We start from the raw sequence: 17714 nt of genomic DNA on the forward strand, positions 1-17714 counted from the left end.
CGCCGACCCGAGTGCGATCCGGCGGCTCGCCTCGGGTCGGCGGCGCTACGGCAACCTCAAGGACGAGGCCGCCGACTTCATCCGGGAGGCGATCGTCTCCCGCGCGCTACCCCCACGCAGCAAAATCGATCAGGACGAGGTCGCCGACGCGCTCGGGATCAGCCGCGCCCCGGTCCGCGAGGCCCTCATCGAACTCGCACAGAAAGGCTTCGTCGACGCCGTCCCCCGGCGCGGCGCGTTCGTCGCCGAGGTCACCGTCGAGGACATCGAGGACCACTACGAAGTTGTCGCCCTGGTCTCCGGAATGACCACCCGACGCGCCGTGCGCACCCTCACCCCGACGCAGATCGAGGAACTCGCCCGACTGCACCGCGAGATCACCACCACCGGCGAGGAGACCCGCCGCCGGAGCCTGGACCGCCGGTTCTTCCAGATCATCGCCACCGCCGGCAAATCACCACGCCTCGACGCGATCCTCGACTTCCTCGGCGGCGTCCTGCAGGGCAGCTTCTACTACGACGCCCCCGCCTGGGAGAACAACGAGACGAAATACCGCGAACGACTACTGACCGAGATCCGGGCCGGCGACGTCACGGCGGCGGCCCGCACCAGCGAGGAACACGTACGCTCCTGCGCCGCCGTCACCGTCGAACACCTACGCACCCGCGGCTACCTGCCACCGGCACCGGCGGCACCGGCGGTGTCACCCGCCGCCGGGCCCTGATCCTGTCGTAGGGCTATCGCGAACGGTGAGCGGTCGCGAAGGCGCGTAGCTCACGGGCGACGTCGGGGCCGGACGGCGTGTACATGACCTCGCGGAACCCCGCCTCGGCGAGCCGGCCGAGCTTGCGGCCGACGCCGGCGGCGTCTCCGACCAGGGTGCCGACGTAGACATCGCCGGCCATGGTGTCGACGTCGATGTGCTCCAGCAGGGGGCGGTCACGCTCGGAGAGGTGGGTGACATGGCCCTCGAAGGTGAGCAGGTGGCGCTCCTCCTCGGAAGCCAGGCCCTCGAGGGCCTGCCGCCACTGCTCGCCGCCGGGCAGCGCGTCCACCCCGGCCGCGCCGCGGACGGCGTAGGTGGTGTGCCAGCCCACGACCTGCCACGGGCCGATCGCCTCCCGGACCCGGTTCGAGTTCGGGTCCTCGCCGGGGTCCAGCACGGTTCCCGAGACCATCGTCGTGGTCGGCAGCGTCGGGTGCGGCGGCCCGATCGTGCCGTCAGCCACCTCCGGGGCACGCTTGTTGCCGCGCGGGCCGAGGACACTGAGCCACAGCGGCACCTCGACCGGCCGGGCGGCGGCCATGCCGGGCCAGTGCAGCATCCGGGCCGCCCGGCCGTCCAGCACCGTCGTCTCGCCGGCGAGCAGCCGGCGGACCGACGCGACGTAGTCGAACAGCGCGTCCAGCGGCATCGCCCGCTGCCCGATCGCCATCCGCGCCGTGTAGCCGGTACCGAAGCAGGCCCGGAAGCGACCGCCGGAGAGCCGGGCGATGGTGGCGATGCCGGACGCCATCGTCATGACGGAGCGCTGGGTCGGGATCAGGACCGCGGTGGCGAGACCGATCCGGGTCGTCCGGGTGGCGGCGAGCGCCAGGTGCGCGAACGGGTCCTCCCACAGCGGCGCCGAGTCGAAGATCCACACCCGCGCGTACCCGAGCTCCTCGGCGAGCACGGCGAGGTCGGCGAAGTCCGGACCCGGCGGGAGCCCGCACGACAACTCAAACTCGTTCGCGTCGGTCATGGGACCGTTTCTACCAGGCAATCGAGCGTGATGACATCGCAACCGACATCGCAACCGAAGACGCCCGGCGGAGGTATCAGTCTCCGCCCAAAGCATCCACCCAAATCCCTGTGTCGACTTTCCCACTGATTCATTCGAGCGTCAAGGCCGCCGACACGGACCCGCCGGCGGAACGATCAGGTGGACGCCGCCGGTCGAGATCCCCCGGTTTCCGTGGACGCACAATTCATCAGTCGACTAAGGTCCCAACAACTGCCTGGCGCCGTGGGACGGCGGATCCAGGAACCGAGTGAGGAGAAGCAGGTGCCGAAGGGATACGTGATCCTTACGGAGAACATCCACGACCCGGCGGGCATGGCGGCCTACAGCAGGGTTTCGGGGGCCACCCTCGCCGAGTACGGTGCCGCCGTGCGGGTCGTCGACGACAACGTCGAGCTCATCGAGGGCGAGTGGCCGGGCCGGCGGACGGTCGTCCTCGAGTTCGAGTCGGTCGAGCAGGCGCGCGAGTGGTACCACTCGGCCGGCTACCAGGCCGCGGTCCCGCTCCGGCGGGCGGCGGCCGACTGCAACGCGATCATCGCCTCGGGCTTCTCACTGTGACCCGCTGACCCGCGGGCCGGGTGTCCCTGGTAATTCCGGACTATGGACGCCCTCGAAATCACGCTGTTGGCCGCGGAAGCGGAAAAGAAGCGTCCCTCTCAAACGCCTAGCATTGAGGAGCCCGATGGCGACCGGACCAGGAGCAGCGAACCCGGAATCACCCGACTCGCCAGCGTCAGCGTCAGCGCCCAGGCTGCCACCGCTTCCGTTCGAGCAGTGGGACGAGGAGACCCGGTCCACCCTTCTGCGCTACCTGCGGCGACCCGAGCTCTACCTGTCGGGCGCCCCGGAGGCCCCGCCGATGCCGAAGGCACTCGGGCTGTTCGCGCACCACGTCCGGCTGAGCGAGACCTTCCTCGCGTTCACCGGTCTCTTCGCCGGCGACCACGCCACGCTCGACCCCCGCTACCGCGAGCTCCTCATCCTGCGGGTGGCCTGGCGCACCCGTTCCAGCTACGAGTGGTACCAGCACACCCGGATCGGCGTGCAGGCCGGCCTCACCACCGAGCAGCTGTACGCCGTCCCGCACGGGGCCGAGGCCGAGGTGTGGACACCGGTCGAGCGCGCCCTGCTGGCGGCGGCCGACCAGATGATCGACCAGTTCCGGGTCGGCGACGACACCTGGCGGCTCCTGGCCGCCGAGTTCGACGCGGGGCAGCTCCTGGAGCTGTCCTTCGTCATCGGCGGCTACCTCTGCCTCGCGGCGGTGCTCAACAGCGTCGGCCTGCAGCCGGACCCGCCGACCGAGCCGGTCGACGCACCCGTACTCCCCCCGGCGTGAGCCAAAACATCTAGATGCATCGCATTGGCGACCGAACGATCACACACGGCCGCCAACGCATCATCATCGCACCCCGGTAGGCTGGGCAGACCGCAAACACCCAGAGAAAGTCGATCATGGTGGCCCAGTCCAGGAAAGCACGGAGTCACGACCGGGCCACACCACGCGAAAAGCCTCAGCGCATCGCTGACGAGCTTCGGCGGCTCATCGTCGAAGGCGATCTTTCCGAGGGCGAGTCGCTCGGCCACGAGCCGGATCTGGTCGAGCGGTTCGGAGTCTCCCGGCCCTCCCTGCGCGAAGCCCTGCGCATCCTCGAGACCGAGGGCCTGATCTCGGTCCGGCGCGGTGTTCTCGGCGGAGTGGTCGTCCACCGGCCCGACCAGCGGATGACGGCCCGCACCGCGGCGCTGGTGCTTCAGGCCCGCAACGTACCGCTCGCGGATGTCCACGCCGCGCGCAGCATGCTCGAACCCGTCGCCGTGCGCTTCGTCGCCGCGTTGCCGGATCACGCCTCGGCGGCCACCGAGCTACGGCGGCTCACCGCCGAACAACTCGAGGTGATCGACGACCCGGAGGCGTTCGGAAACGCCAATTCGCGCTTTCACGCCCGGCTCGTCGAACTGGCCGGGAACCAGACACTGGGCATTGTCGCCGAAATGCTCAACGAGATCGTCGCCCGCGCCGTCGCCGCGGTCAGCCGGCCCGAGGACGGAAGGGAAACCACGGACACCCGGCTACGCGGGCTCCGCTCCCAGGCCCGACTGGCGACCCTCGTCGAGGCGGGTGACGCCACCGCCGCCGAGGAACACTGGAAAGAACACATGACGGTCTCGGGAAAGGCGCTGCTCGCCCAGGACGCCAAAACCGTCATCGATCTGATGCAGCATCAGTACTGATTTCGAGGTCAGCGGCCCTCGAAGACGGGCGGGCGGCGCTCGGCGTAGGCCGTGAACGCCTCCCGCATGTCCCTGGTGTGGACGTTCACCGTCTGGGCCAGTGCCTCGACCTCGAGGGCCTGGGCGAGTGACGACGTCCCGGCGGCGGCCAGCGCGCGTTTGGTCATCGACAGCGCCACCGGCGGCCCGGCCGCGATGGTGCCGGCGATCTCGCGGACCGCGGCGTCCAGGCCCGCCGCGGGCACGACCGCGTTCACGAAACCGATCTCGGCCGCCTGCGCCCCGCTCCCACTCCCGTTCGCGGGGCCCTCGCCGCCGGCGCCGCCGAGTTCCGCGCCGGTGCAGAAGTTCCCGCCGGCGCCGGTCAGCAGCAGCGCCCGGTCCGCCGGGTTCCGCGCGACCTCGGCCAGGATCCGGTCCAGGTCCGCCCAGTTGGCCCCGTTCAACGCGTTCTTCTTCTCCGGCCGGTTGAACGTGACCGTCACCAGGCCGTCGCCACGTTCGACAAGCGTCGGGTCCATCAGGTCGTCTCCCCGGGCAGCAGCACAGGCTTGATCACCCTCCCGGACCGCGACGCCTCCTCGGCGGCGTTGATCTCCGCGAGCGGGAAGGTCTCGACCAGCCGGTCGAACGGGAACAGGTCCTGCCGCCACAGGTCGATGAGGCGGGGAACGAGGAGGTGCGGGTCGGCGCCGCCCTCGAGGATCCCCGACACTGTCCTGCCGACCAGCGCCATCGGGCCCAGCGTCACCGGCCGGCTCTGGACGCCCACCAGCCCGCAGTGCCCGGCCATCCGCAGCACCGCGACCGCGTTCGCGATCGACTCGACGTTCGCCGTGGTGTCGAAGCTGAAGTCGGCGCCGCCGTCGGTGAGGTCCCTGATCCGCGGTACGAGGTCGGGATCGGTTCCGTCCAACGCGTGGGTGGCGCCGAGTTCGCGGGCCAGCTCCAGCCGATGCTGGTGGAGATCGACGGCGACGATCGGGGACGCGCCGACCGTCCTCGCCGCCAGGATCGCGGCCATCCCCACCGCGCCGGCGCCGAACACGACGAAGCTGGCGCCGGCGGTGACCTTCATCCCGACGAGCACCGATCCGGCGCCGGTCAGCATGCCGCAGCCGAGGGGGCCCAACTTCGCCAGCGGCAGGTCCCGGTCGACCGGGACCGCGTTGCGCTCGGTGGCCAGGCAGTGTGTCGCGAACGACGACTGCCCGAACCAGCGCGAAGAGATCGCGTTCCCCGCCGCGTCCCGCGCCCCCGTCGATCCGTCGGCACGTCGCCCGAACATGTTGCGGACCAGGAACGTGTCGCAGTAGGGCGGCAGGCCCTTCCCGCAGTTCCGGCAGTCACCGCAGAAGTCGAAGGTGAGCACGACGTGGTCGCCGACCGACACCCGTCGCACTCCCGCGCCGACGGCCTCGACCACGCCGGCGCCCTCGTGACCGGTGACGATCGGCGGCGGCGCGAACGACCTGGGCCGGCGGGGCACGAGGTCGGTCTGGCACATGCCCACGCCCACCACCCGGACCAGCAGTTCACCGGGACCAGGCGGGTCGAGCTCGATCTCCTCGAGCTCGTAGGGCCCGTCCAATCGGCGCAGCACCGCCGCGATCGCCTTCATCGAACGGCCTCCCGGCTCGGTGGTGTCCGCCGTCCGCCGTCCGACGGGCGCGGGCTTCGGGCCAGGATCGTAACCATTTGGTATAGATGTTTTCAACCGGTTACCCCGTTCGGCGGTGGCGGCAGAGACGGCGCGCACCGCGGGATGCCGTGCCGGCACCCACTCGTCGGCCCGGGCGGCGTCGTCGAGCAGACCCCGGAACGTCATGTCGTGGCCCTCTCCTGCGCGCGGACGGCGGCGGTCTTCCGGCGGTGGTGGCACCTACCGGCAATCATCTCGATTCTGAGGCTAGAAAAGTATAGATATATTACCTAGACTCCGCGATCAAGTGACCGGCGAACAGGCGGGCCCGCCGGAGGGACGGATCATGGAACAGGGCACCCGGAAGAGCGGCTTAGGTACCCGGCCGCGCGTGCGCGCACTGGTGGCGGCGGCCGTCACCGTGCTGGCGCTCGCCGGCCTTGCGGCGTGCGGCGGAGACGACGCCGACCCGGGCCGGGCGGCCGGCTGCGCGACCGACTTCATCCAGGCCGACGTGGCGATCACGGTTCTTCGGCGACGCCGGGCTGGAGCTGGACGTGGTCGCCATCCCGCCCGACCAGGCGGACATGACCCCGCAGATGATCCGGATCGCGGCCGGCGGACCGACCGAGGTGCACATCATCGGCGGTGACGCCTTCTGCATCTCGGCGTTCGAGGGGCTGCGGGCGGCGAACTTCGACGGGCCGGTCAGCGTCGTCAACCACTGAGCCGGGCGCTCGACGGCTTCACCGGGGACGTCACCCCCGCGCGGCTCATCGAGAAGATCCGCTCCGCGCCGGAGCTGCCGCTGCCTGCGGCACCCGGCCTGACCTTCCGCTGCGACGGCAAGGCCAACCCGCTCGTGCCGGCCGCCTGCACCCGGGGCGGGCTGATGACGACCCTCGACGCGAAGGGCGACCCGACCCTGCCCTACAAGCCGTTCGGCACCGAAGGCTGAGAAGCGAAGCTAATTTGCAGCAAAATAAATACATATTTTGCTATTCTGCCGGTCTGTCGCGGAAGGACTGGTCATGGATCTCGACGAAGCGGGCAGCGTCTTCACCGACCCGACGGCGTACGCGGACGAGAAACGGTGGCACACCGCCACCGCGCTGCTGCGCCGCGAGTCGCCGGTACACCGGATCGAGTCGGCCGGCTTCGCGCCGTTCTGGGCGGTCACCCGGCACGAGGACGTCCTGACGATCTCGCGGGACGCGCAGGTGTGGCACAACGCGCCGCGCACGGCCGTCAGCCAGGATCCGAGCGCGCCCGCGCCGCCGATCCGCTCCCTGGTGCAGATGGACGCGCCGGACCACCCGGTCTATCGACACATCAGCGCCGACTGGTTCAAGCCGGCCGGGGTCCGGCGGTTGTCCGACCGCATCGCCCAGCTCGCGAAACGCTTCGTCGACCACATGGCGGACCTCGGCGGCGAGTGCGACTTCGTCACGGACGTCGCCGCGCACTATCCCCTGTACGTCATCCTCTCCCTGCTCGGGCTGCCCGAGGACGACTTCCCGCGAATGCTCAGGCTCACCCAGGAACTGTTCGGTTCCGACGACGTGGACCTCGCCCGCAACTCGGGGGACACCGCCGCCCTGGAAACACTGCTGGACTTCTTCCAGTACTTCCAGGCGGTGATAGCGGACCGTCGCACCACCCCGACCGACGACCTCGGCTCGGTGATCGCCAACGCCGCGGTCGACGGCGGCCCGATCGGCGAGCTGGAGGCGGTGGGGTACTACGTCCTGATCGCCACCGCCGGGCACGACACGACGAGCGCGGCGATCTCGGGCGGCCTGCACGCGCTGCTCGAACACCCGGACCAGTGGCGCCGGCTGGCCGCCGACCCGGGCCTGGTACCCACCGCGGTCGACGAGATGATCCGCTGGGTGTCCCCGGTCAAGCACTTCATGCGGACCGCCGCCGAGGACACCACCGTGCGCGGCGTCCGGATCGCGGCCGGCGAGTCGGTGCTGCTGTCCTACCCCTCGGCCAACCGGGACGAGGACGTCTTCGCCGACCCCGGCGCGTTCGACGTCGGCCGGACCCCGAACAAGCACGTCGGCTTCGGCTTCGGCGCCCACTACTGCCTGGGCACCCATCTCGCCCGACTGGAGGGCCGCGCCCTCTACAACGAGCTGGTCCCCCGGCTGCGCGAGGTCGAGCTGGCCGGCCCGCCCGAGTACATGCGGACCCTGTTCGTCGGCGGTCCCAAGCGCCTCCCGATCCGCTACACGATCGCCTAGCCCGCCGCCGCGGACACCCACCCGAGCTGCTCCGGAGGCCGGGATGACCGAATCGGTGGGTGGACCGCGGGGCTGGATCGTCGACGATCCCGACGCGGCCACCGTGCCGTTCCTCGAGCGGTTCCAGGACCGGCTCTCCCCCCACCGACACGGACACGCTGTGCCGCACGGCCGATCACTTCGCCCGGTGGGGCCGGCGGGTCCGCACCCGCCGCACCCTCATCCACGGCGACTACCGGCTCGACAACCTCCTGTTCGGCGACGCCCACGAGGTGATGGCCGTCGGCTGGCAGTCGCTGGAGATCGGATTCCCCGGCCGCGACGTCGCCTACTTCCTGTCCACCGCGCTGCCGCCCACGCTCCGGCGCGCGCGGGAGCGGGCCCTGGTCCGCAGCTACCACGAGCGGCTCGTCCGGATGGGGGTCGAGGACTGTTTCCGGGACTACCGGCTCGGAACACCGCAGGCACCGTTACTCACCGTACTCGGCTGCGTCTACGCGACCAACGAGCCCACGGAGCACTCCGACCGGATGTTCCTGTCCATGGTCACAAATTCGTGCGCCGCCATTCGCGACCTCGGCACCCTGGATCTGCTCGACAGCCACGCCCGATGATCCGGGTGTTCCCCGGACCGGGAGAAGGCCCGACCGACGCACCGCCGGACGGCGCGGGCGAGTTCGACGAATGCGGCCGCCGACCGCGAATGCGGACCGGCCCGGGTGGCGGTGGCGACCGCGGCCGACGTTCTCCACCGTTCGGGTGCGGAACTCGGCCCACTATTGATGTGCCGCGAGCCTAAATGCGACCCGGCCGCATTCGCCGATCAGAACACGGCGGACGGACCGGTCGGTCGCGACGGCGGCGAGGGGTGGTCGGGCCAGGCCGGTGGACGGCGGAGCATGATACGCGGATGTCGCCGGCGGCACCGGCCGACCACGGCCGACTACGGCCGACCCGGGCGCCGCTCCGCCCGAGACTTCGGCGCAAACGCCGCCGGTCCCGCCGACGACTGACCGCCGACCCCTGGCGTGCCTCCACCCGCCGGCCTCCTACTACGCCAAACAGGGCGACGACTTCCGCGGCGGAGCCGCCAGCGCATCGATCATGATCTCGGCTTGGTCCCCTCGCCAGTCAAGATCACCTGAGGGCAACCTTAGACGTTGACGCTGACGTCGAAAGTTGGGAGCATGTGCTCGCTCGCCCGCCAGACAATAGCCGGCCAATCAACCATGGCCTTGTGAGAGCCGCCTGCTCCCGACACGGCTGTAATTCGTGGTTGATGGTTGTGCGATGCAGACAACTTCAAGACTCAGAGGTGGAAGGCATATGGAGAACACGGTGCCGCGTGACCGAACGAGGTGGTCGCGCCGGCGGTCAGCGAGGGCCCTCTTAGCCCTGCCCCTGGCCATGCTCCTGTTCGTCGCCGCGTGTAGCTCGGACGACGAGGACGCCTCCACCCCGACGGAGACGGCCTCGGCCACCAACGTGCTCGGCCCCGTCGACAAGGCCGCCGGCGAGCCCGTCAAAATCGGGGTCGTCTCGGACGGCCGGTCCGCCTCCATCGACAACTCCGTCCAGTTCTCCGTGGCCGAGGCCACCGCGAAATGGTGGAACGAGCACCACGGAGGCGTCGGCGGCCGGCCCATCGAGCTGGTGACGTGCGAGACGCAGGCGGACCCGGCCAGGGGTACCGACTGTGGGAACCAGATGATCGAGAAGAACGTCGTCGCGGTCGCGGTCGGCGAGTCGGCGGTGGCCGAGGGTGTGTGGCAGCCGCTGGCCGACGCGGACATCCCCGTGATGTTCTTCGGCGCCGGCAGTGAGTCGATCCTGTCCGACCCCAACAGCTTCACCGTGGGCGACCCGACGTTCGCGACCTTGCAGCAGCCGCTCATCCTCGCGAAGGACAAGGGCCTCAAGAAGGTCACCGAGGTCGTCATCGACGTGCCGGCCGCGCTGCACAACGCGCAGGACATCGCGCCGCCGCTGATGGAGAAGGCGGGTCTCGACTACCAGCTCATCCGGATCCCCCCGGGCACGGCCGACATGACACCGCAGCTGCAGAGCGTCGCGGGTGACAAGTCCAGCGTCGTGTTCATCGTGGGCAACGACTCGTTCTGCATCAGCGCGATCAACGGCCTGCGCTCGGTCGGGTTCGAGGGCACTGTCAGCGCCATCTCGCAGTGCATCACCGACGCCACCCGTAAGGCCGTGCCCGGTGACGCCCTCGAAGGGATGGTCATCGGCGCCTCCGTTCCGGTCGGCGGAAGCGACCCGTCCAGCGTCCTCTACAACACGGTGATCGAGACCTACGGGAAGGACATCGACACCGGCTCGTCCTCGGGCCGGGGCATGTTCGTCACGTTCGCCGGTCTCCTGACCTCGCTCGAGGACATCACCGGTGAGATCACCCCGAAGACCGTCACCGCCGCCATCAAGGCGATGCCCGAGAAGGAGCTTCCGGGCGCCGCCGGGCTGCACTTCCGGTGCAACGGCAAGGCCTACCCGGAGCAGCAGGCCGCCTGCGTGCGGGGTGGGTTGACGACGACCCTCGACAGCGATGGTCAGCCTACGGAGTACAAGGTTCTCGGTAGCTCGGCGATCCCGGACTGACGATCGAGATCCACACTCGTCGGGGGGTACTTCCTAGATAGCCGGTTCGGCCCCCGCTCGGACAACGTGCCGAGCGGGGGCCGAACCGGCCCGCGTTTTGCAGGACTGATCTGGACAATGCCGGGAGATCGTGATGGAACATATAGGTTCGCTGCTTCTCGGCCTGGGAAACGGCGGGGTTTTCGCGGCGCTGGGACTCGCGCTCGTGCTCACCTACCGGAGCTCGGGAGTCATTAACTTCGCGACCGGGGCGGTCGCGCTCTACGTCGCCTACTCCTACGCCTTCTTACGCGACGGCGAGTTACTCGTCCTGTTTCCCGGGCTCCCCGCGTCGGTCGACATCGGCGGAGACTGGGGACTGGCCCCCGCGGCCGCGCTCTCCCTGCTGTTCGGAGCACTGCTCGGCGCCCTTTTGTACCTGGTGGTGTTCCGGCCGCTGCGTGAGGCGCCCCAGCTGGCCCGGGCGGTGGCATCCCTAGGTGTTCTGGTGGTCATCCAGTCGGTGATGGCGATCCGGCTCGGTACGGCGCCCGTCAGCACCGAGGCGATCTTCCCGGCGGAACGGTGGGAGTTCGGCGGCGCGAAGGTGCTGTCCGACCGGCTTTATCTCGTCGTCGCCGTCGTGGTCCTGACGCTGGTACTGACCGCGGTGTACCGCTTCACCCGATTCGGACTGCTCACGAGGGCGGTCGCGGAATCCCAGACCGGCGCCTACGTCAGCGGCGTGTCCCCGGACCGAATCGCTTTGTTCAACTGGATGATCAGCGGCGTGACCGCCGGCGCCGCCGGCATTCTCATCGCGCCGTTGACCCCGCTCTCCCCGACCACCTACACGCTGTTCGTCGTGCCGGCCCTCGCCGCCGCCGTGGTCGGAGGCTTCGCCAATCTCATCCCGACCGTGGCCGCCGGCATCGCCATCGGCATGGTCCAGTCCGAAGCCCTCTCTCTCGCCTCCAACGACGCGTGGTGGCTGCCGAGAACAGGCGCGGCGGAGCTCGTCCCGCTGGTGGTGATCCTGCTGGCGCTGCTGGCCACCGGGCGCGGCCTGGTGGTCCGAGGCGGCCTGGTCCGCCAGCCGCTGGGCCGGGCACCCCGACCACGCTCGCTGACACTGCCCACGGTCTTCGGTACCGCCGTGGGCGTGCTCGCCCTGCTGGTCACCACCGGAACCTGGCGCAGCGCCGTCATCGGCACCTTCATCGCCGCGATCATCGGCCTGTCGCTCGTCGTCGTGACCGGCTACGCGGGCCAGGTCTCGCTGGCCCAGCTCGCGCTGGCCGGCAGTGCCGCGTTCACGCTGAGCGGCCTGACCCAGAGCTGGCACGTCCCGTTCCCGTTCGCGCCCCTGCTCGCCGCGCTCGTGGCCACCGTGCTGGGCGTGGTGATCGGATTACCCGCCCTGCGATTGCGGGGCCTGACTTTGGGCATCGTCACCCTCGCCCTGGCCTACGCCATCGAGGCCGTCTGGTTCCGTAACACCCAGATCGTCAGCAGCGCGGGTGCCAAGGTGACCCAGCCCAAGCTGTTCGGCCTCGACCTCAGCATCGGCACCGGCCACGCCTTCCCCCGCATTCCCTTCGGCCTGCTCTGCCTGGTGGTCCTGGTGGCCGTGGCCTGGGGTGTCGCCCGGCTGCGGACCAGCGCGCTGGGTTCGGCCATGCTCGCCGTCCGCGCCAACGAGCACTCCGCCGCCGGCATCGGGATCAACGTCGTGGCGATCAAGGTCGCCAGCTTCGCGATCGCGTCGTTCATCGCCGGCCTGGGCGGCAGCCTGCTGGCCTACCGGCGCGGTGTCGTCACCTTCGACTCGTTCACCGCGATCGGCGGACTGGCTCTGCTGTCCACCGCGTACCTGGCCGGCGTCACCTCGGTCTACGGCGGCATCCTCGCCGGCATCATGGCGGCCTCCGGCATCACCTTCGTGGCGATGGACCGCTGGGTCCACCTGGGCGACTGGTTCCCGGTCATCACGGGCATCGGTCTCCTCGTCGCCCTCATCGGTCACCCGGAGGGCCTCGCCACCGGCGGCCACCAGCTCGCCGACAGGCTGGACCGACTACGCCACCGCAAGCTCGTCCCGGCCGGGGCCGGGGCCTCGACCGCAATCGCGACCTCGATCTCGACCTCGACCGCCACGGAGCCGGCCGCGCCCACGAGCACCGGGACAACAGAACCGGCGGTGCCCGCGGTCACCGACACGACAGAACCGGCCGTGTCGGCGGTCGCGGACACGCCGGAACCAGCCGTGCCGGCGACCGCCGACACGGCAGAACCGGCTGTGCCGGCGCAGCCGGCGGCCACGGTGCTCGACATCTCCGGGCTCACTGTTCGCTACGGCGGCGTGACGGCTGTCTCCGAGGTCTCGCTGCGGGTCCACGCCGGCCAGATCGTCGGCCTGATCGGGCCGAACGGCGCGGGCAAGACCAGCGTGATCGACGCGACCACCGGGTTCGCCCAGGCCTCGGGCACCATCCAGCTGGTCGGTGAGCCCATCGAGGGCCTGCCGACCCACGCGCGGGTGCGGCGCGGCCTGGCCCGCACCTTCCAGTCCCTGGAGCTCTACGACGACCTCACCGTCGAGGAGAACGTCAGCGCGGCGCTGTTCGGCGCACGCGGCGAGGAGCGTCACCGCGCCCTGGCGGCCGCCCTCGACCTGGTCGGCATCGCCGACCGGGCCGACCGGCACGCCGACGAACTGAGCCAGGGCGAACGGCAGCTGGTCTCGATCGCGCGGGCCTGCGCCACCAGCCCACGGGCCCTGCTCCTCGACGAGCCGGCCGCCGGGCTCGACACCACCGAGACCTCCTGGCTCGGTGAGCGCATCCGCTCGATCAGCGACACCGGGGTCGGCGTGATCCTCGTCGATCACGACGTCTCGCTCGTGCTGTCCGTCTGCGACTACATCTACGTCCTCGACTTCGGCAAGGTCATCGCGGAGGGGACCCCCGCGACGATCCGCGCGGACCGAGCCGTCGCCGACGCCTACCTCGGCTCCGTCCACGACGCCTCGGCGGAGGTCGAGGCGGAGACGGCGGCGGCGGCGGAAGCCACCCCCGCGGACCCGACCCCCGTGGACAAGACCCCCACGCCGGCAGCGGAAACCACCGCCACGGACACCACACCGGCGCCGGCTGCTACGACAGCGGCGGAAACCACCCCACCGCCGGCGACGGAAACCACCACCACAGACAACGGCCCAGCCCCGGCAGCCGAAACCACCACCACCACGGACACCACACCGGCGCCGGCTGCTACGACAGCGCCGGCTGCTACGACAGCGGCGGAAACCACCCCACCGCCGGCGACGGAAACCACCACAGACAACGGCCCAGCCCCGGCAGCGGAAACCACCACCACGGAAACGACCCCACCGCCGGCGGCGGAAACCACACCCGCGGACACAACCCCAGCCCCGGCGGCGGAAACCACCCCACCGTTGGCAGCGCCTTCGACGGCGACCACATCCTCGGCGGTGACCCGATGACCATCCGACTGGAATGCGCCGACCTCACCGGCGGCCGAGGCAGCACCACCGCCTTCCGCAACGTCGATCTCGCCGTCGAGGCCGGGACGGTGCTGGCGCTGCTCGGTCCGAACGGCGCCGGCAAGACCACGCTGCTGCTGACCCTGGCCGGACTGCTACCGGCTCAGGGCGGGACCGTCAGTGTCGACGGCGCGCGGCTGCGCAGCGGCCGGCCCACCGCGGCGAACGCGGCCGGCGTCGTGCTCGTCCCCGACAACCGCTGCCTGTTCACCACCCTCTCCGTCGAGGAGAACATCCGGGTGGCGGCCAAGCGCAACGGCCCCAAGCCGCGAGATCTTCTCGAGTCCTTCCCGGCTCTCGAGAAGCGGTGGACCCTGCCGGCCGGGGCGCTCTCCGGCGGTGAGCAGCAGATGCTGGTCATGGCCCGGGCCCTGATCCAGCAGCCCCGGGTACTGATGATCGACGAGCTCAGCATGGGTCTGGCGCCCCTGATCGTCGAGGATCTGTTCGCCGCCGTCAGTCGCATCGCCAACGACCACAAGTGCGCGGTGATCCTGGTCGAACAGCACGTCAACCTCGCCCTCGAGGTGGCCGACGCCGCGGCCGTCCTCAACCGCGGTCATATCGTCCTGCGCGGGCCGGCCAAGGATCTGGCCGCCTCTCCCGAACTCCTGGAGAACGCCTACCTGGGCATTCACGGTGCGGAGGTCGAGCAGAGTCCTGCCGTTGCCGCGGGTTGACAGGGCGCCGGTGCGGTGCGGGTGGCCCACCGGCACCGCACCGCACCGGCCCGTGGCCGGAACGGCAGATGCGCCGCCTCGCGGGCGGGCCGTCCGGTCAGCCGGGCGGGCCGTCCGGTCAGCCGGGCGGGCGCCCGGCGGGGTGCCCCGGTTCCGGCTGGCTTCGGGGCAGGCGGCAGGCCCGCTGGGCGATGATGTTGCGCTGGATCTCGCGTAGATCCCGGTACCGATGGTCGGCACCGGCCGCGCGGACGCCCGCACCTGGGCCAGCACCGCCAAGGCCTATGTCGGACGGGTCGGCCCCGAGGCGATCCAGGACTGCGTCCAGCTGCACGGCGGGATCGGCGTCACCTACGACCTGCACCTGCACCTGTACCTGCGCCGGGCCCTGGTCGACGCCCGGCGCCTCGGCACGATCGACGACAGCCGCACCCGGGACCTCATCGGCGAGGGGCAGATCCTCGCCCTCGTCACCCGGGCCCTCGTCGAGTCGGTCAGCCGCAGGATGGCCGCCGGCGCCCTCCCGCACCACGCCGCCGCCATGGGCCGGTTGTTCAGTGGCACCGCGACCAGCCGGCGCGCGGCGATCGCGACCGAGCTGTGCGCCGACACCGGCGTGGTCTGGGCGCCGCACGAGGAGGTCGGTGCCCAGGTCGCCCGTGGCTACCTGGCCCGTCAGGCGGCCTGCATCGGCGGCGGCACGACCGAGATGGCCCGCAACGTGATCAGCGAACGGCTGCTCGGCATGCCCCGCGAGCAGCGGGCCGACACCGGGGCCTTCCGTGACGTCCCGCGCGGGCCGCAGGCGAGCGGCGCCCCCTGACCTGGGGCGGGCTCTGACCTGGGGGCGGGCCCGCCGGGCGGCTTCACCGGCCGGGTCGCGGCGGTGCCGCCCCCGACGGCTGCGGACCGGTGTTCGGCGCCAGCCAACGTCCGTCGGCCTGGATCCGCCCGGGTTCGGGCAGCACCTCCGCGGCCCGGCCCGCGATGGCCTCGACCAGCCGGATCGCCTGAAGCACAGACAGATTCAGAACGATCTCGGCGCCGGCATCCGCCTGCAACCGCACCGACACGTCCGCCATCGTCACATGCCCTTCGTCGCGGGTCTGATCGCCCCCTGTGTCGAGGAGGTGCTGGTGACGCTACGGGGTAAGCCCCCGGCGGCGTCGGGAAAGGTGGCCAGCGGCACTTCACCGCCACGATCCCCGGCGCCTCGACCAGTGTGCCCGCTACCGGCCCGGCTCGCGCTGCGCGAAGAGGGGCTCGCGCTGCGCGAAGAGGGGCTCGCGCTGCGCGAAGAAGAAGGACCGGGCGTTGTCGTAGAGCCAGGCCTGGCGGACCTCGTCGGTCAGGTCGAGGTCGGCGACCTGTTCGCCTTCCTCCTGTCGCCCCGCGCGGGGTACCTCACCGGCGCGGTCATCAACATCGACGGCGGCACCCGGTTCTGAGCCGGCCCGGTTCTGAGCCGGTCCGACTCAGAACCGGGCGGGGGACAAAACGTCCGGTCAGTCGCGGGTCACCCGCCAGCTGTCCCCACCCACCCGGTTACCGGGATTCCACCTGAAGATGTAGCCGCGGTCGTCGTCGTGGTTGTAGACGGCCGCGTAGAGCCAGCCGTCCTTCTGCCTGTTCTGCAGGCCGATGTGGTCCCCGTCGCGCAGGACCGTGCTGCCGGCGATGGTGAACCCGCACTGTTCCAGCACCCGGACGGTGCTGTTGATGGTCAGATCCTCGCCGTAGGGCCCCCGCAGCTCGCGGATACGCACGATTGTTCCGCTCCCGACGAATTCGGTGCCGCCATCGACCGAAAGGTTGTGCAGCACCTTCAGTCCGTTGTGACCGTAGGTGCTGATCTTGTCGCCGACGTCGATGTCCTCCCCGAACCGTGCGCCGTTGATGCCCTGTGTGCTCAGCTTGCTCCCGACCGTCAGGTCGTCGTTGGCGCTCAGCAGCCCGTTCACGTCGAGCCGGGACCGGGCGGTGAGAGTGCCCGAGACCGTCAGCTCCTCCTGGACCGTCACGTCGTCGCGGGCGGACAGCGACCGGTACACGTCGAGCGTGGACTCGGCGGTGACCGGGCCGGAGACGGTCAGTGTGGACGTGGCGGTGACCGGGCCGGAGACGGTCAGTCCGGTCAGGGTGGGGTTGTTGACGGCGATGGTGAGGCTGGCGTACTGCTCGACCGATTCGAAGCCTTCCGCGGCCTGCTGTCCGCCGCCGACGGCGGACGCCTTCACGATGAAGGTGGTGTCGCGCAGGACCGTGCCCGACGGGGCGGACCACGAGGTGCCGGTTCCCTCGAACACGGGGGCCGCGTTGCTGCCGTCGTACAGCCAGAAGTAGGAGCCGTTGCTCTCCCAGGAGAGCTGGAGGGACTCGCCGGCGTCGATCCTCGTCCTGGGGACGGTCGGCCTGTCCGTGCTGCGGGCCAGGAAGTTGCGCAGGTAGAAGACGGGCGGGATGACGGGCAGGGTCAGGGTCCGCGGATTCTTGCGGGTGAATTTCTGCGGTTGCGTGCCGGAGGATTCGACGATCTGCACGACGAGCGGGTCACCGGTGGCGGTGGCGATCAGGCCGCTGATGCTGAAGGCCAGGGGGTAGGTGACCGGATCGTTGGGGTTGGGGTTGCGGAAGGTGAGCTGATGATGCTCGGTGAGCTCCTGCTCGGTGTCCGCCACCAGCGACACCGGCTTCCATCTGTCGTTGTTCACCGCGATGCGCGGATTCTCGGTGAAGTACGCGGTGCCGCTCTGCGGGTTGACCGGCACCGAGATCGCGATCTTGTCGGCGTAGATGGTCTGGTCGCCATGGTCAACGGAGATGTTGATGCAGGCATTGGTGCCCTTCTCCGGGTCACCGCCCGCCTCGAGCGGTGACGGGCTGGTGGCGAGTAGGTAGTTGAACAGAGGGTTTGCGGCCATTGCGAATCCTCCTGGCGTGCGGGTCCTTACCGCGGTGTCCTGA

The 17714-nt window shown here is 70.4% G+C and carries 16 protein-coding genes and 1 pseudogene; 12 read left to right on the plus strand and 5 right to left on the minus strand.

The genetic code is table 11. The features are described from left to right. A partial coding sequence (locus tag B056_RS36035; protein WP_018501773.1) for a GntR family transcriptional regulator occupies positions 1 to 724 on the plus strand: 724 nt, incomplete at its 5' end. Positions 725 to 737: 13 nt separating this feature from the next. Here the strand turns inward: B056_RS36035 and B056_RS0110265 are convergent. Continuing rightward, the gene (locus B056_RS0110265) at positions 738 to 1841 is read right to left on the minus strand and encodes an LLM class flavin-dependent oxidoreductase (RefSeq protein WP_268258366.1); all 1104 of its coding nucleotides are present in this window, start codon (positions 1839 to 1841) and stop codon (positions 738 to 740) included. 207 nt (positions 1842 to 2048) lie between these two features. On the opposite strand from B056_RS0110265, the gene B056_RS0110270 reads away from it, so the two are divergent. The 3 genes from B056_RS0110270 to B056_RS0110280 all read left to right on the plus strand — a co-directional run bounded on the left by B056_RS0110270 (position 2049) and on the right by B056_RS0110280 (position 4022). Continuing rightward, positions 2049 to 2345, plus strand: coding sequence for a DUF1330 domain-containing protein (locus B056_RS0110270; RefSeq protein WP_026239531.1), 297 nt, complete (start codon positions 2049 to 2051; stop codon positions 2343 to 2345). A gap of 124 nt (positions 2346 to 2469) precedes the next feature. Next, entirely contained in the window at positions 2470 to 3126 is a 657-nt protein-coding gene (locus B056_RS0110275; protein WP_020572427.1) for a carboxymuconolactone decarboxylase family protein, read from the plus strand. Positions 3127 to 3242: 116 nt separating this feature from the next. Next, positions 3243 to 4022 carry a FadR/GntR family transcriptional regulator gene (locus B056_RS0110280; protein WP_026239532.1) on the plus strand — a complete coding sequence of 260 codons (780 nt, stop codon included), beginning with the start codon at positions 3243 to 3245 and terminating at the stop codon, positions 4020 to 4022. 8 nt (positions 4023 to 4030) lie between these two features. Here B056_RS0110280 and B056_RS0110285 read toward each other — a convergent pair whose 3' ends face one another. Together B056_RS0110285 and B056_RS0110290 are read right to left on the minus strand one after the other, a co-directional pair. Continuing rightward, entirely contained in the window at positions 4031 to 4543 is a 513-nt protein-coding gene (locus tag B056_RS0110285) for an enoyl-CoA hydratase/isomerase family protein (protein WP_018501778.1), read from the minus strand. Continuing rightward, a complete protein-coding gene (locus B056_RS0110290) occupies positions 4543 to 5643 on the minus strand; it encodes an NAD(P)-dependent alcohol dehydrogenase (RefSeq protein ID WP_018501779.1) in 1101 nt (366 codons plus the stop codon). The genes B056_RS0110285 and B056_RS0110290 overlap by 1 nt, the downstream gene beginning before the upstream one ends. A gap of 578 nt (positions 5644 to 6221) precedes the next feature. Here B056_RS0110290 and B056_RS42645 point away from each other — a divergent pair. The 7 genes and pseudogenes from B056_RS42645 to B056_RS0110335 form a co-directional block, all read left to right on the plus strand. Continuing rightward, on the plus strand, positions 6222 to 6392 hold the full coding sequence (locus tag B056_RS42645; protein WP_154676958.1) for a hypothetical protein: 171 nt from the start codon (positions 6222 to 6224) through the stop codon (positions 6390 to 6392). 303 nt (positions 6393 to 6695) lie between these two features. Beyond that, positions 6696 to 7913, plus strand: coding sequence for a cytochrome P450 (locus tag B056_RS0110310; RefSeq protein ID WP_018501783.1), 1218 nt, complete (start codon positions 6696 to 6698; stop codon positions 7911 to 7913). Between the two features lie 59 nt (positions 7914 to 7972). Next, positions 7973 to 8527 carry a phosphotransferase gene (locus tag B056_RS36040; protein ID WP_051105587.1) on the plus strand — a complete coding sequence of 185 codons (555 nt, stop codon included), beginning with the start codon at positions 7973 to 7975 and terminating at the stop codon, positions 8525 to 8527. Between the two features lie 793 nt (positions 8528 to 9320). Beyond that, positions 9321 to 10526: an ABC transporter substrate-binding protein gene (locus B056_RS0110320; protein ID WP_018501784.1), complete on the plus strand. Its 1206-nt coding sequence runs from the start codon at positions 9321 to 9323 to the stop codon at positions 10524 to 10526. A 133-nt stretch (positions 10527 to 10659) separates the two neighbouring features. Then, entirely contained in the window at positions 10660 to 14010 is a 3351-nt protein-coding gene (locus tag B056_RS36045; RefSeq protein ID WP_018501785.1) for a branched-chain amino acid ABC transporter permease/ATP-binding protein, read from the plus strand. Further along, the gene (locus tag B056_RS0110330) at positions 14007 to 14750 is read left to right on the plus strand and encodes an ABC transporter ATP-binding protein (RefSeq protein ID WP_018501786.1); all 744 of its coding nucleotides are present in this window, start codon (positions 14007 to 14009) and stop codon (positions 14748 to 14750) included. Before B056_RS36045 ends, B056_RS0110330 begins: the two co-directional genes overlap by 4 nt. A 232-nt stretch (positions 14751 to 14982) precedes the next feature. Then, positions 14983 to 15573, plus strand: a pseudogene (locus B056_RS0110335) (acyl-CoA dehydrogenase family protein); the annotation flags it as partial. 43 nt (positions 15574 to 15616) lie between these two features. Here B056_RS0110335 and B056_RS0110340 read toward each other — a convergent pair. Continuing rightward, positions 15617 to 15832: a hypothetical protein gene (locus B056_RS0110340; protein ID WP_035751184.1), complete on the minus strand. Its 216-nt coding sequence runs from the start codon at positions 15830 to 15832 to the stop codon at positions 15617 to 15619. A gap of 6 nt (positions 15833 to 15838) precedes the next feature. Between B056_RS0110340 and B056_RS44305 the strand changes: the two genes are divergently transcribed. Continuing rightward, on the plus strand, positions 15839 to 16198 hold the full coding sequence (locus B056_RS44305) for a hypothetical protein (protein ID WP_230202931.1): 360 nt from the start codon (positions 15839 to 15841) through the stop codon (positions 16196 to 16198). 57 nt (positions 16199 to 16255) lie between these two features. Here B056_RS44305 and B056_RS0110350 read toward each other — a convergent pair whose 3' ends face one another. Continuing rightward, positions 16256 to 17671 (minus strand): hypothetical protein, encoded by a 1416-nt coding sequence (locus B056_RS0110350; protein ID WP_018501790.1) that lies wholly within the window; start codon positions 17669 to 17671, stop codon positions 16256 to 16258. Between the last annotated feature and the right edge of the window lie 43 nt (positions 17672 to 17714).

This window comes from Parafrankia discariae, assembly GCF_000373365.1.
Lineage (GTDB): Bacteria > Actinomycetota > Actinomycetes > Frankiales > Frankiaceae > Parafrankia > Parafrankia discariae.

What these genes read in the sequence shown, in the direction of transcription:
- B056_RS0110265 (WP_268258366.1), bottom strand. Translation starts at nt 1,841, where the DNA reads ATGCTTTGGGCGGAGACTGATACCTCCGCCGGGCGTCTTCGGTTGCGA.
- B056_RS0110275 (WP_020572427.1), top strand. Translation starts at nt 2,470, where the DNA reads ATGGCGACCGGACCAGGAGCAGCGAACCCGGAATCACCCGACTCGCCA.
- B056_RS0110280 (WP_026239532.1), top strand. Translation starts at nt 3,243, where the DNA reads ATGGTGGCCCAGTCCAGGAAAGCACGGAGTCACGACCGGGCCACACCA.
- B056_RS0110285 (WP_018501778.1), bottom strand. Translation starts at nt 4,543, where the DNA reads ATGGACCCGACGCTTGTCGAACGTGGCGACGGCCTGGTGACGGTCACG.
- B056_RS0110290 (WP_018501779.1), bottom strand. Translation starts at nt 5,643, where the DNA reads ATGAAGGCGATCGCGGCGGTGCTGCGCCGATTGGACGGGCCCTACGAG.
- B056_RS0110310 (WP_018501783.1), top strand. Translation starts at nt 6,696, where the DNA reads ATGGATCTCGACGAAGCGGGCAGCGTCTTCACCGACCCGACGGCGTAC.
- B056_RS0110320 (WP_018501784.1), top strand. Translation starts at nt 9,321, where the DNA reads ATGCTCCTGTTCGTCGCCGCGTGTAGCTCGGACGACGAGGACGCCTCC.
- B056_RS36045 (WP_018501785.1), top strand. Translation starts at nt 10,660, where the DNA reads ATGGAACATATAGGTTCGCTGCTTCTCGGCCTGGGAAACGGCGGGGTT.
- B056_RS0110330 (WP_018501786.1), top strand. Translation starts at nt 14,007, where the DNA reads ATGACCATCCGACTGGAATGCGCCGACCTCACCGGCGGCCGAGGCAGC.
- B056_RS0110340 (WP_035751184.1), bottom strand. Translation starts at nt 15,832, where the DNA reads ATGGCGGACGTGTCGGTGCGGTTGCAGGCGGATGCCGGCGCCGAGATC.
- B056_RS44305 (WP_230202931.1), top strand. Translation starts at nt 15,839, where the DNA reads ATGCCCTTCGTCGCGGGTCTGATCGCCCCCTGTGTCGAGGAGGTGCTG.
- B056_RS0110350 (WP_018501790.1), bottom strand. Translation starts at nt 17,671, where the DNA reads ATGGCCGCAAACCCTCTGTTCAACTACCTACTCGCCACCAGCCCGTCA.